Here is a 12,391-nt window from a genome sequence, read left to right as displayed (position 1 = left end):
ATTGATTTTAATTTACTTTATAAACTATAAAAATGGACGACTCTATTGTCTCATGTTTTCGTTAAATTGTGAAGGTGACAGTTGAGGACACCATGCGCGATGGCCGAAGCAGCAGAACGAGGTTGCTGTTTGCAGGCGGCCGGCTTCGGTGCTTCGTGGACAGATTGGCTTCACCGCGTTCCGGCTGTCGCCGTCGGGCTCGCAGGCGTTGCCCCGCGCCTCGTGCCGAGTCGCGGCCATCCGGATTTGATCCCTGATGCCTCTGGCCTTCTCTTCGTTCCCGGCCTGCGCACTACGTTTGCCCTCCCCAGGGGATCGGCCGGGCATGGGTTCCAGAACCACCAGATCAGTTTGGAAGGCGTCAGCCATATCCTGGATCTGGCACTCCGTGGTTTTGCCCGAGAGAAATTTATCCGCCACGCGCGATTTACCTGCGACACCCTCTTTTCTCAGACGGACGTTGGCCCGCGCCGCAAGGCTTTCGCCTTCGGCAACCATTGCCATCTCTCTGCTCTTTTATTGGGTATTTCAATTTACGGGCCTACCAATTCCTGGAATCCCGGGAATTTCCTAAATCCCCAAAACTACGGCGCGCGTCCAGCCCTATGGTCGCGGCCTGACATCTCCGCAGCTACCGGTTAAGGCCAATCGGCTACACCGCCCTATCAGCCGTCAAACGGCTCCGCTTCTATTAATACGTTCGCGAGTAATTGGGTTAGCTTAATGCCCTGGGTTCTCGAGTAGGCAAGCGCAAGGAGGGTAAGCGGATGAACATCCAATACGTCAGCCAAGGCATCAACCTTGTCGATCGTCGGCGATTTTAGTCCTCGCTCGAGCGTGCTCAGGTACGTTCGGCTCGATACGTTCGAGAAATCTTCCTGTGTTAGCTCTTTCTGTGTTCGAACTTGCCGTAAAGCCAGCCCAAATCCGGTACGTAAATCCATCATCGCCTCCCTGTTGGAGACAACGTGTACTCGAAACGACTACTTTAGAACTACAATCTATAGTATTCATGTAAGCGTCATTCGAAGGCCGTCTTGACGGCCGAATTATTCAGGCCCACTTGGCGCCAGGCTGATTCCACTCATCGACTCGCTCACCGCTGGCCTGTGCGGTGGCAATGGCCGCATCTAAACGTTTTAAGATCGAGGTCAGGGTTTCATCCGTCTGGCAACGCAGCATCGCCACGGCCTGGCGTCCATCATAGGCCACCGCCGCATTGCGAACCGGCTTGATGGCGCCGATCATGATATGGCCATCACCATTGACGAGCGCTTCGATATGAGGGTGATCAGAGACGGTTACGCCGCCTTTGGTAGTGTGTCGTTTTGCAGGTCCAGATGCCATGGCAATAGCTCGTCAATTTGATTGATGGGGTGGTCGGCGATGCGCTCGAACACCGCGCGCAGATAGGCGTAAGGTTCCACGTCATTGAGCCGCGCCGTACCGATCAAGCTATAGATTACCGCCGCGCTACGCCCGCCACCATCAGAGCCGGCAAATAAGTAATTGCGTCGACCAATGACCAAGGGGCGAATCGAGCGCTCGGCCGTATTGTTGTCGATTTCGATACGCCCGTCATCGCAATAACGGGTCAGTGCTGTCCAATGGCCTAATGCGTACTTGATGGCCTTGGCCAGCTCTGACTTGGCCGAGACTTTCATTAATATGCACTCCAGCCAGGCTTTCAGGCTGGTCAGCAACGGCGCCGCCTGCCGCTGGCGCACCGATTGGCGAAGCGGCACCGCACAACCCCGGATATCACGCTCGATGGCGTAGAGTGCGCCGATGCGGGCTAACGCCTCTTGAGCGGTAGGCGATTGCTCCAGCTTAAACAGGTCGTAGAATTTGCGTCGAGCGTGCGCCCAGCAGCCGGCCTCGACGATTTGACCCGCGCGGTACAGCGCACCATAGCCACTATAGGCGTCCGCTTGCAGAATGCCGCTAAAGCCTTGCAGATGTTTTTGTGGCCGCTCGCTTTTGCGATCCGGCGAGTACTGATACCAGACCGCAGGCGGAGCGCGACTGCCTGCCGGTCGATCATCACGCACATAGGTCCACAGCCGCCCCGTGCGAGTTTTGCCCCGCCCCGGATCAAGTACCGGCACGGGCGTATCGTCTGTGTGAATCTTGTCCGCTTGGCGCACATAACGGCCAAGCGCATCGCTCAAGGGCTCAAGCAGGCGGCTGGTTTCACGTACCCAAGCGGCCAGCGTCGCCCGCTCTAACTGAACGCCTGCACGACGATAAATGTGTTCTTGTCGGTACAGCGGCGTGTGATCGGCATACTTGGCCACGACCACCTGGGCAAGTAAGCCGGCATCGGCCATGCCACGTGTGATCGGGCGCGAAGGCGCCGGCGCCTGTGCGATGTGAGAGCAAGCTCGACAGGCCAGCCTGGGCCGTACATGTCGGTGTACCTTGAAGTAGCCCGGCACGTAATCGAGCGTTTCACTGATGTCCTCACCCAGCACGCGCAGCTGACCGCCACAGTGTGGGCACCCGCAGTTTGTGGGCGCATGGACAATCGTTTCTCGCGGCAGGTGCGTGGGGAAGGCACGTGGTGTGCGACGCAGGGCAGTGACATTATCTCTGAGCCGACCCGCGGTGGCGTCTGCGTCAGCCGACGCCACGATGGGAGCCACCTGTTCGTCAGCAACCTTGGGCAGATCACCCAGCGCCAGCTGCAACTGATTCATCAGCTCGCTCATGCGCTCCGAGGAGCGGCCGTATTGCCAGCGCTTCAGACGTGCAATTTCTGCCAGCAACTTCGCGATGGTCTCATCGCGCGAGACCAGCATGCGCTTGAGCGTATCGATGTCGTTAGGTAGGGCGTTGGCGGGCATGCGCGCCAGTATAAAGTAAGGCCGCTATCCTGCAAATAGTTTTTGCTGACCCTCGGTTTACGCCGCGCATGTCGGCTGCCAGGTGCGCTCGGGGCGGCGCCAGTCAATGCCTTCGAGCAGCATCGATAATTGTGCGCCGCTCAGATGCACGCTACCGTCTTGAGCCTGTGGCCAGACGAAGCGACCACGCTCCAAGCGCTTGGCGTATAGGTTCATCCCGTCACCGCTCCACCACAACAGTTTCACCAGATCACCCCGCCGACCACGGAAGATAAAGACATGGCCCGAGAACGGATCGTGCTCCAGCGTTGTTTGAATGAGCGCAGCCAAGCCATTCATGCCGCGACGCATGTCTGTTACCCCGGCGGCCAGCCAGATGCGTGTACCAGAAGGCGGCGCAATCATACCGGCATCAGGCAGCGCAATACCAGACGCAGCTGGATGGGATCGACCTTGCCGTGCAAACGCACACGTGCCCCATTCAGTTCGATCTCGATGCGCCCGCCCATCTCCAACGCTGTGTCGTCGGGTTCCGGCCTGGCCTGATCGGTGCCCGATAGCGCCGCTTGGATCGGTGGTGGCGTTACCGGCATCAGCGCGCAGCCTTCGGTGTCGCCGAACACTCCGGCACGAAGTTCCCGACGCCACTTGAACACCATATTGGTGTTCAGTCCATGGGCCAAGGCCACTTTGGCTACCGAGACATCAGGCGTACACGCAGCCATCGCCACTTCGCGTTTGTAAGCGCGCGGATAATTGGGCCGACCCTTGCGGTTTGAAACCCCCACTTCACTTGTAGACATAGTGATCCCCATTACTTTTGGTGGGCACCACTTTGAACTGTTTCAAACGCCGCGACTAGGCGGCCTTCACATGACGCTTACGTATTCATTTATAAGCTGACCGATCGCCTATCATGTTTACTACTCACGAACTCAATAGAATAAATAGCCACAATCATCCCTTGCTAACATCAGCGCACCAGGGGTGGAGCCTTGTTAGCCTGCACTTAAACTGTCCATATTTTTTGGTGAGTTATCAAGCGACAAATCTCCAGGGTGTGTCGAAACGAACGGATTTGGTCTGGACATTATCGGATTTGATGGAACTTTGCGACTATATAAAACAAGACACACATGGGAAGATCTTTCAAATCGCGATGTTGAAGGATGGTGGATTAAAAGCTGAATTGGGCTGGCAGCTTAGCAACCTTAGAGAAATTTGGACGGCCAACGATCCTGGCCAACAGCATTGTTTCGTGACCTATTTCACTGAAGATGGCACAACGTATTTGGATAAAGCTATCGACGTTGGAAAGGAGCCACTTGAGCCATGGGCCCAAGTCTTTAAAGCCGACCCGGTCTGAACTCACCTCAGAACGCGGTCGCGTTCGGTGTCGATGAGAAAACAACCATTCAGGCACACTGAACCGTTTAGGCCCGTTGCCACGGCTGTCGCCTATGTGTAGATACCGACGGCCGGGCGTGGACGCGCAAGCTCTGACAGCCTCAGTATCAGGCTTTCTGACTCGCTACCGGTGAGCCTCTACAGGATGAAAGGTGAGCTTTTACGGGATGAATAGTCCATCAATTCAAATACTTACACGTGTTTTTATACGACAGTTTCATTTTTTTCTACCGCCTTTGTCGATTTTCGCTTGCGCGCATGCTCCGCTCTTTGATAGGCTATAAGCATGCGTAGAGAAAGTGTTCTCAACGTCGCTTCACCCCTTCATCGAGACCCATCATGAATCGCTACTGGCTCAATCCACCTATCACCATGACGATCACCGCTATCGCGGTGATAGCGTCCGTGCGCGCGGGGATCTGACGCTACTATTTTTGGTAGGCCGTCAAGAAGCCCCGCTCCCAGCGGGGCTTCTTGCATTAGAAGCGTCGTCTCTATTAAAAATAATCGGAGTTTTTATGCGATCCACCTTCACCTCGTTACGTTGGCGAATGCCGCCTCAATAACGCTTTCCCAGGCCGCCTGATCACGGTCGCCTGTTTCTGTCCCTTTTCGTTTTCAAATCGGAGAACATCATGTCCGAGGCCCGTGCTCGTCTGGACGCTTTACCTACCACCTATCCACGCCTCTTTCCCAAGGGCCCTCTGCCCTGGGGCTTTGAGCTTGGCGATGGCTGGAGCCAGATTATCGCCATGCTTTGCGCGCGTCTGGACACGATCCTGCAAGACACTCCAGGCGCGTCGATCGAGGTTCGGCAAGTCAAAGAGAAGTTTGGCGGCTTGCGCTTTTATTACGAACTTCATGGCGCGGACGACGAAACGGCCGCCGAATTGCGAGAAGCGGTCGACTTGGCGGCGGCCACCTGTGCCCACGTCTGCGAACGGTGTGGACGCCGCAGCGCCGTAGAGGACAGCGGCGGTTGGTTAAGCACCCTCTGCTCCGCATGCCGTACCGACCCATAACGAAAGATGAATGGAAAGCATCATCATGAACCACGATGAATTTACGGCCCATTTGGCCCAATTTCTCGACCCCGAAACGTGCGCGCATATTTTGGGCGAAGACGCACCCGCGGCGAACCCGCCCGACGCGCCTTTGAAGAATTTCTTTGGCGATGATTTCTTGACGCTCCTCTACCGCAGCCAGGAGCCGTGCGCACCTCCTTTGATGGAGGTCAAACGGTCCCTCATGGTGGTGGCCGACCGGCACGAGGCGCGCCACGTTCGCGCAGCCGCCGCCGTGGCACTAGGACGGTTCGTGCAGGACCGCTTCCCCACCGCCCAGAGTGTGGCCGGCAGCAGCCAACCGCACGAATGGTTTCGCCTCGCGCGCCAGCTCAACAGCGTGGAGGGTGCCTTGGCGCTGGCTAATATGCTTTTGGCAAGGCAAGGTCAAAGGATCGCGTTCAACTTCAATGAGGATCCGCTCCCCCGGCTGGTGGAACCCGAGGGACCGGCGTCGCGCCTGTTCTGCGGGATCAGCCACGAGGTCGCCCACGCGTGGTACCTGGGCGCACGCGTGACGCTACGCCACGTACAACGCCGCTTTAGTGGCTGGGGACCCGAAACGTTTGGGTGCGCCTTGGCCTGCGTGGTCAATTACCTGACGCTTCTGCCCACCCGGCGTTTGTCCGAGTCCGTCTTGCCTATCGTCCAACGCCGCGAGGCGCTCGCCTGGATCAAACCCCTGTGGAATCGTCTCATCGAGGCCGCGCCCCAGCACGCGCGGGATCCGGAGGCCTATCGCACGGCGTTGGTCGAGCAGCAGCTCGCGGTCTACGTGCGCTTGGACGACCTGGAGCAGAATCGGGTCTCGTTCGGCACGACGCGGACGCCCGTACGCTGCGCCCCCCGGGGCCAGGATCAGGTGGTGATCGTGCCGGGCGTCATCCCCAGCTCCAGCGAACGGGGGGAGTCCGAGTACCTCAAACAGTACGAGGTCTTGCGCAAGCCCATGGCGTTCACCACGTTTCCCGCTCTGGCGAAGCTCTACGACCTGCGAGCGACGCTCACAGACGAATTCCCGTGGGCGGAGGAGGCGATCGCGGTGGTCATGAGCGATCTGATCGCCCGCCGGCGTTACGGCGTGGTACGTCTAGGCATGGCTCCGGTCCTGCTCGTAGGTCCCCCGGGGACGGGTAAGACGCGGTTCGCGCAGCGCTTGAGCGATTTACTCGGAACACCCAACACGGTCATCAACCTGGCGGGTGCGACCGACACCAAGGTCCTGAAAGGCGTGACCCGCGGGTGGGCGAGCAATCGTGCCTCGCGCATGGTCGAGTTTATCCAGCAAACAAAGATCGCCAACCCGCTCTTTATTCTGGATGAGGTGGATAAAGCGCATGCGGCGTACGGCAACGGAGGTGACCCCCAGGAGGCTCTGCTGGATTTGCTCGAACCCGGCAACGCCCGGAGGTATCAGGATATTTACCTGATGACCGAGTGCGATCTGTCGCATTGCCTGTATATCGCGACCAGCAATTCGCTAAGCGCCCTGGCCAAGCCTTTGTTGTCTCGACTGCGACCGGTGTTCTTCCCCGCGCCCGGTCCCGAGCATGCCGAGGGCATCGTGAAGGGCCTGCTGGGCGACCTGGAACGGTCCTGGGCTTTGCCGGCCGGTGTCCTGACCGTCACGCCGCGGCAATTAGGTTTGCTGCGGGGCCTGGCTCCACGCGAGATGCGTCGCGCTCTGCTGGACCTCTTTGGGCGCGACGCGGACGCAGCGCTGTACACGATGCATTAACCCGCACCGGCCTGTCTCGACAGAAGGTCTCTGTGAAGACAGGTCGGTGTACAACTCGAAAGAAGAATGCGTATGCCTACTTTTCACCAACGCCTGCCGGCCAATACGACCGGGCGCGACTTTATCGTCGGGGACCTGCACGGGTGCCTCGATCTGCTGCACGCGGAATTGGCCCGCGTGGGGTTCGACACGGCTAAAGATCGACTGCTTTCCGTGGGGGATCTGGCCGACCGGGGCCCGGACTCCATGGGGTGCCTGCGCCTGTTGCGCGAGCCGTGGTTTTACGCCGTGCGCGGCAACCACGAAGACATGCTGGTCGACTACCTGTATCGGGTCGTGATGCCCTATGCCTCCAATAGCGCCGCGACGCTGTTTTTTCAGAATGGCGGAGGCTGGGTCCATGATCTGGGTGTGGAGGCCGAACGGGAACTCACCCGTGACCTGCTGCCGCGCGTCGTGGCCCTGCCTTATGTGATCACGGTGGGTGAAGGGGAGACTCAATTCCATGTGGCGCATGCGGAGCTCATGACCGGCCGCCTGGACGAATCCAACACCTGGTACAACCGTCGGGTCGGAGGCGACAGTCCAGCGCCTAAGCGGGTTCTGACTGACGATGACCTGACCGACGACGTTCTATCGGCCATGACCGAGGCTCTTATCTGGGGCCGACGGCTGGTGGGGGAGGTCAAGTCGGCACAATCAACGGAACAGGACACCCCCGCGGGCAAGCTGCTGGTGAGCCATCAGCCCACGCATGCGGGGTTGTCCTTGACCTACGTGGGCCACACGCCGCTGAAAAAGTTGGTGCTACATGCCTCGCACCTGTTCATTGACCGTGGAGCTTATGCGCGCAAGCCCACCACCTGCTTGTTGGTGCTCTGCCACGAGGAGGTCCAACAGTGGCTTGAGCCATGGGGGCGTGATGATGAGCCTTGACGATCTGAACTTAAACGGTAACTTGGGTAAAACGACGAAAAGAGCGACGACATGATCTATTTCCTGGGTGATGTGCACGGGCGCATCGGCCATGTGCTGCCCGCTATCAAGCCACGAGGCGATGCGACGGCGACTGTGGTCTTTTTGGGTGACATCGAGGCGCAGCGCCCCTTTGAAGACGAGATTCGTCCGCTCACCGAGGCGGGCATCGGCGTGTGGTTCATCCATGGTAATCATGATACGAATCGTCAGCGCAGTTGGGACCATCTACAGGATTCTTGGCACCGCTGCCTGGACGGACGCGTGGTTCAGATCGAAGGGGTGCGGGTGGCCGGGCTGGGTGGCGTATTCCGAGGCGAGGTCTGGTATCCGGACGGCGTGGCCGCGACCCATCAAAAGCCGGCGGTGCGAAGCTACGGGGACTATCTTGCCAGGTTGAAAGCCTCAACACCGCCCCGGCTTCGCGACTCGGCCAACGTGACGGGGAAAGCCCTGAAGCATTTGTCCACGATCTTCCCCGAGGTCGTCGACCGGCTCGCTGATCAAGAGGCGGATATTCTTGTGGCCCATGAGGCGCCTTCCTGTCATCCTCACGGATTCAAGGCCATTGATTTGCTGGCACAAGTGATGGGGGTGAAAGCGGTATTTCATGGCCATCACCATGACAGTCGAGACTATAGCAACTGGGAGGCGAAAATGAGGTTTCGAACCTATGGCGTTGGTTTTAGAGGGGTCACGAGCATACAAGGAGAGCGGGTAATGGCGGGGGAATTTGATTGCACGCAACGTTATTGAAAACTTTGTTTGCATGAGTTGACGGGGATCGTCCGAGTCGAAAGTAAGGTTGTCAGGTTCATTCGCACCGGGGTCGATAAGAACTGAGTTTGGCGAGTGTATTGGCGTAGGCCGCATTGAGTCCTAATCGGATGATGAATTGATTACGCTCGCGCTGGGGTCTTTTACTGGTTTCGAGAGTGGACAGATAGGTATAGGTACCGATCTTTCCAGCGGCACTCGTGATCTTTCCCCCTAGTTTGGACAGTGTCCTTCGGGTTGAACCGTGGATTCGGAGGTGTTCTAGTGATTCAGATGAGCGAAGATACCTTCGATATTGGAGCGTGCATCAACCTCTCTGGCCCAAGCGATCGAAGACAGAGGCAGGCGAAAACTGTGGCTGACGAGATACCCTCCGCTATCAGAAGACTGGCATGCAGCTCTGCCATAAGGCTGGACGATTGAACCAATAAGGCTCCGAAAGCGGCCATTGCCAATGCACCACCTATTTGACGGCTGGTATTGAAGACGCCACCCGCTGTGCCAACTAGCACAGCCGGTACGCTGCTGAGCAGCACCGTCGTGATGGGGGGAGCAACCAATGGGCCGACCAGCCCCACCAGCAGCATCTGTATGGCGATGAGCCACACCGGCGTATTCGCAGACAGGGTTGTCACTGCGGTTAACCCAAGTGTCATCGAGGCAAGGCCGGTGACGATCAGAGCTCTGGCACCAAATCGTTCAACCAAGCGTGCGCTGAATGGCGTTAGAAAGAGGCCACTCGACATCATTGGCAGAAAAACCGTGCCAATATCCATGTCCGACAGACCGCGCTGCTGCTGCAAATACAAGCTCATGACAAAGGGCAAGCCAAAATAACCAACCATAAGGTGAAGCCCACGACCACGGAGGCGCGAGCGTAATACTGAAACTGGTTAATACGAGAAGGGGCTGCGCTTCTGCTTTTCAATGGGCGACACCAAGGTCAGGCGCGACTTGGCGCGCGTGGCGCCGATATAAAACAAGTTTTCTTCTTCCTTGCGAGGGTTCATGGCGCTCGGGAACTCCTCGTTTCCTAGAAACGGCAAAATCACGTGGTCGAATTCCCTTCCCTTGGAATTGGCGACACATTCCAGTACGACGAAACCTTTGCTTTTCCTCGTGGCGACAAAGGCATCGGCGGCACCTGTCCATTCAGAAAATTCCCGCAAATTCACGCCCGATTGTTTGGCTACGGCAATAAATCCATGCACCGATTTCGTGACAACTGATGCATCGTGGGGGTGGACGTAAATCCGTTTGGCAAGCGCTTCCAAGTCCATTTGTTGGCAAATTTCGCGCAGAACCACATACGCCGGCATTTCAGCATCTACGCTTTGCATATAGGTCGGGGATGCTTATCATTAAGTGGTCTCCAGGACGCAAATCTTACCCGATGGTGGAGCAGCCTCTGAGTTACTAATCGATACGGGCCTCCCATGACCATCTCAGTTTACAGCCACATCGTCATGATGTCGGTATGATGGCCGTGCGGCGAAACGGCACTCTCGTCCTATTTGACCCTGCAAGGCGGGCATCAATAACCATTCCGATCCTGGGTGTAGTGGTTTTTCTGGGCACACAACCCAAGAACGCCTTGACTGATGGCTTACTGGCTGAGGAGGCCTTTGGTGGATGGGGAGGCGGTCCACGGAAATCGTCATGCCTGCCGGAAAGCTACTCGTGAGTCAGCAGCCTATGCGCCAAGGGCTGCCTTTGGATCTACGTCGGCATATACCGATCAAGCATACGGTGCGACACAGCTTGCATCTTTTTATAGATCGCGGGGCGTTCAGGAGGACGACGAATACGTGCTTCCGAATACTTGACTGCATAGCGACCGCCCCGACTATAAGGCTGTAGGCGCCCAGTTGTCATCCGCTATCTTTGAAGTGTAGGTGCCCGGCCGGTTGCGCCGGCTCGCTGGCCGAGGGAGCGCCTTCCGTATTTTGAGATTCTTTTTCAACAGCCGCCTCAATGATCTCGGCTGCCTGCATTGCGGACGCATTGGCTTGCCCCGGAGAGTGTTCCAAAATCACTTTTAACGCCTCCCTTTCGCTAGTCAGAAACCTCTCCGCTTGCATATAAGCGTGCTCCAGATCGCTCCATCTGACATCCCACCAGCGTCCCCTAACCCTCGACAAAGCATCTTTTGCTTTTGCGACAAATCTAGCTACCGACTCGCGAAAATTGTTGCATGCCGCCGACAGAATTTTTTCGCACCGCTGCCTGATTTTCAGGTTCCTCTGGGCCAATTGCACCAGATCCTTTTGCTCAGAAGGCGTCAGCACCTCGTAAACCTCACGAAATCTTGATGACTCCTGTTCGACCCTACGCATCCGCCCTTCCGCATCCGCCAGACGGCGCTGGGCGAGCGTCACCAGGTCGCGAATTTCATCAGCCTTTTTTTTCTGAAACGCCAACACCTTCGCCCTGGCCAAAATCGGCTTGAGGAGTTTGTCTAAGGTCCTATTTAGCCGATCAGCCACCTCATCCGACGTCTCGATGATATCGGGCAACAAAGACCGTTTCTTTTTGATTCTTGGTTGAACAGCAAATGACGGGATTTTGATCGATCGTGTGGCCTGATTAACTAGGCCGTACCACTCTTTGATGCTCGTATGCTTGGCCGTGCTGCGTTCGATGCCTCGCTCCAAATGGTGGCGCTCTCCCACCTTTTTAGCGAAATCGGTCTGCATCTTGGATAGGACCTGGCGCCCGCCCAGAAAAGCCTTGGCATTCAATTTGCCGTCTTTGAGCGGCACCACATACCCGATCAAATGAGGCGTGGTCTCATCAAAATGAACGCTGGCTGCGACCACATTGTCTTTCCCGTGGCGCTCTTTGAGCCACCGCAATGCATCTTCCAAATAAGCCAGATACGCTTTGTCGCCTATTAGCGCGCCTTGGCTGCAGCTGATTAGGTACTCTATGCACAGAACTGCGTCTTTACGCCGCCTTTCGGGCAGGCGGGCTTTGATAGCCGCCATGACCTCATCGGGGCCACGCATCGAATTTTTATTCTTGTACGTGCGATGGGGGTCGGCATTGGGCGTCTCGCGAGCTCTGTAATTGTGTGACAAAGAGCCGCCAATGTTCCCAAAGCTTTTAAGTTTCTCGGCCCGAAGAATTGTATACGACGTCATAAAAAGCTCCCAGAGCTATAACCTATAGTAGATATTGTGCATAAATGTGTACTTACTACACTTTTATTATCGAGCCCTCAAGACATTTGTGCCCGACCACGTGCCGTGGCCTTCTTTGGTTCGCTGGCTACGACCGGCTTGCACACCCACGGGGCAGCCAGACTGATTCTTGGGTCAGATCGCGAGCCTGCGATAACACGACAAGCCCGACAAGTTTTTGTATTACAGTTGCGTTCATTATGTAATGCCATTGGTATCAAGATAGACATTACAAGTGTCAGCCAAAACCGTGATTATTTAAAGTAGTCGCGCACGTAAACTGCCGAGTTTGTCACCGCTATGGATGGGCCGAAAGGTTAAAGAAAGAAACAGTTTTGTGGCACCCTCATCGCCTCGGCATTGACATCTCATGGGGACATTGCCCGCACATAAATATAGCTT

At 56.8% G+C, this 12,391-nt stretch carries 14 protein-coding genes; 5 read left to right on the top strand and 9 right to left on the bottom strand.

Translation table 11 applies throughout. The features are described 5' to 3' along the window. Positions 1–42: 42 nt before the first annotated feature. From EDC26_RS06120 to tnpA, 6 genes are all read right to left on the bottom strand, one after another. Positions 43–504: a hypothetical protein gene (locus EDC26_RS06120; RefSeq protein ID WP_132580483.1), complete on the bottom strand. Its 462-nt coding sequence runs from the start codon at positions 502–504 to the stop codon at positions 43–45. A gap of 161 nt (positions 505–665) precedes the next feature. Beyond that, positions 666–944, bottom strand: coding sequence for a helix-turn-helix domain-containing protein (locus tag EDC26_RS06115; RefSeq protein ID WP_132580798.1), 279 nt, complete (start codon positions 942–944; stop codon positions 666–668). Between the two features lie 109 nt (positions 945–1,053). Then, entirely contained in the window at positions 1,054–1,347 is a 294-nt protein-coding gene (locus EDC26_RS06110) for a hypothetical protein (RefSeq protein ID WP_132580481.1), read from the bottom strand. Next, positions 1,302–2,846 (bottom strand): IS66 family transposase, encoded by a 1,545-nt coding sequence (gene tnpC / locus EDC26_RS06105; RefSeq protein ID WP_132580479.1) that lies wholly within the window; start codon positions 2,844–2,846, stop codon positions 1,302–1,304. Before tnpC ends, EDC26_RS06110 begins: the two co-directional genes overlap by 46 nt. 57 nt (positions 2,847–2,903) lie before the next feature. Then, positions 2,904–3,251, bottom strand: a complete 348-nt coding sequence (tnpB, locus tag EDC26_RS06100) for an IS66 family insertion sequence element accessory protein TnpB (protein ID WP_132580477.1) — start codon at positions 3,249–3,251, stop codon at positions 2,904–2,906. Further along, positions 3,248–3,649, bottom strand: coding sequence for an IS66-like element accessory protein TnpA (gene tnpA, locus EDC26_RS06095; protein WP_165930934.1), 402 nt, complete (start codon positions 3,647–3,649; stop codon positions 3,248–3,250). Before tnpA ends, tnpB begins: the two co-directional genes overlap by 4 nt. 113 nt (positions 3,650–3,762) lie before the next feature. On the opposite strand from tnpA, the gene EDC26_RS06090 reads away from it, so the two are divergent. The 5 genes from EDC26_RS06090 (at position 3,763) to EDC26_RS06070 (ending at position 8,786) form a co-directional block, all read left to right on the top strand. Beyond that, a complete protein-coding gene (locus tag EDC26_RS06090) occupies positions 3,763–4,212 on the top strand; it encodes a hypothetical protein (protein ID WP_132580473.1) in 450 nt (149 codons plus the stop codon). A gap of 676 nt (positions 4,213–4,888) precedes the next feature. Beyond that, positions 4,889–5,275 carry a hypothetical protein gene (locus tag EDC26_RS06085; protein WP_132580471.1) on the top strand — a complete coding sequence of 129 codons (387 nt, stop codon included), beginning with the start codon at positions 4,889–4,891 and terminating at the stop codon, positions 5,273–5,275. 10 nt (positions 5,276–5,285) lie between these two features. Then, positions 5,286–7,055 (top strand): AAA family ATPase, encoded by a 1,770-nt coding sequence (locus EDC26_RS06080; protein WP_132580469.1) that lies wholly within the window; start codon positions 5,286–5,288, stop codon positions 7,053–7,055. 72 nt (positions 7,056–7,127) lie between these two features. Then, entirely contained in the window at positions 7,128–7,991 is an 864-nt protein-coding gene (locus EDC26_RS06075; RefSeq protein ID WP_165930933.1) for a metallophosphoesterase, read from the top strand. A 51-nt stretch (positions 7,992–8,042) separates the two neighbouring features. Next, entirely contained in the window at positions 8,043–8,786 is a 744-nt protein-coding gene (locus EDC26_RS06070) for a metallophosphoesterase family protein (protein ID WP_132580465.1), read from the top strand. Positions 8,787–9,076: 290 nt separating this feature from the next. Here the strand turns inward: EDC26_RS06070 and EDC26_RS06065 are convergent, their stop codons facing one another. The 3 genes from EDC26_RS06065 to mobV form a co-directional block, all read right to left on the bottom strand. Further along, on the bottom strand, positions 9,077–9,652 hold the full coding sequence (locus EDC26_RS06065; protein WP_132580463.1) for an MFS transporter: 576 nt from the start codon (positions 9,650–9,652) through the stop codon (positions 9,077–9,079). A gap of 48 nt (positions 9,653–9,700) precedes the next feature. Beyond that, complete coding sequence (locus EDC26_RS06060) at positions 9,701–10,114, bottom strand: 3'-5' exonuclease (RefSeq protein WP_165930932.1); 414 nt, start codon at positions 10,112–10,114, stop codon at positions 9,701–9,703. A gap of 564 nt (positions 10,115–10,678) precedes the next feature. Next, positions 10,679–11,950: a MobV family relaxase gene (mobV, locus tag EDC26_RS06055; RefSeq protein ID WP_132580459.1), complete on the bottom strand. Its 1,272-nt coding sequence runs from the start codon at positions 11,948–11,950 to the stop codon at positions 10,679–10,681. Positions 11,951–12,391 lie beyond the last annotated feature (441 nt).

The organism is Paralcaligenes ureilyticus, assembly GCF_004346225.1.
GTDB lineage: Bacteria > Pseudomonadota > Gammaproteobacteria > Burkholderiales > Burkholderiaceae_B > Paralcaligenes > Paralcaligenes ureilyticus.
This window is presented reverse-complemented; position numbering and strand designations above follow the sequence as displayed.

Bases quoted from the DNA above. Each gene is read 5' to 3' on its own strand.
- EDC26_RS06120 (WP_132580483.1), bottom strand. From the start codon at position 504: ATGGCAATGGTTGCCGAAGGCGAAAGCCTTGCGGCGCGGGCCAACGTC.
- EDC26_RS06115 (WP_132580798.1), bottom strand. From the start codon at position 944: ATGGATTTACGTACCGGATTTGGGCTGGCTTTACGGCAAGTTCGAACA.
- EDC26_RS06110 (WP_132580481.1), bottom strand. From the start codon at position 1,347: ATGGCATCTGGACCTGCAAAACGACACACTACCAAAGGCGGCGTAACC.
- tnpC (WP_132580479.1), bottom strand. From the start codon at position 2,846: ATGCCCGCCAACGCCCTACCTAACGACATCGATACGCTCAAGCGCATG.
- tnpB (WP_132580477.1), bottom strand. From the start codon at position 3,251: ATGATTGCGCCGCCTTCTGGTACACGCATCTGGCTGGCCGCCGGGGTA.
- tnpA (WP_165930934.1), bottom strand. From the start codon at position 3,649: ATGTCTACAAGTGAAGTGGGGGTTTCAAACCGCAAGGGTCGGCCCAAT.
- EDC26_RS06090 (WP_132580473.1), top strand. From the start codon at position 3,763: ATGTTTACTACTCACGAACTCAATAGAATAAATAGCCACAATCATCCC.
- EDC26_RS06085 (WP_132580471.1), top strand. From the start codon at position 4,889: ATGTCCGAGGCCCGTGCTCGTCTGGACGCTTTACCTACCACCTATCCA.
- EDC26_RS06080 (WP_132580469.1), top strand. From the start codon at position 5,286: ATGGAAAGCATCATCATGAACCACGATGAATTTACGGCCCATTTGGCC.
- EDC26_RS06075 (WP_165930933.1), top strand. From the start codon at position 7,128: ATGCCTACTTTTCACCAACGCCTGCCGGCCAATACGACCGGGCGCGAC.
- EDC26_RS06070 (WP_132580465.1), top strand. From the start codon at position 8,043: ATGATCTATTTCCTGGGTGATGTGCACGGGCGCATCGGCCATGTGCTG.
- EDC26_RS06065 (WP_132580463.1), bottom strand. From the start codon at position 9,652: ATGGTTGGTTATTTTGGCTTGCCCTTTGTCATGAGCTTGTATTTGCAG.
- mobV (WP_132580459.1), bottom strand. From the start codon at position 11,950: ATGACGTCGTATACAATTCTTCGGGCCGAGAAACTTAAAAGCTTTGGG.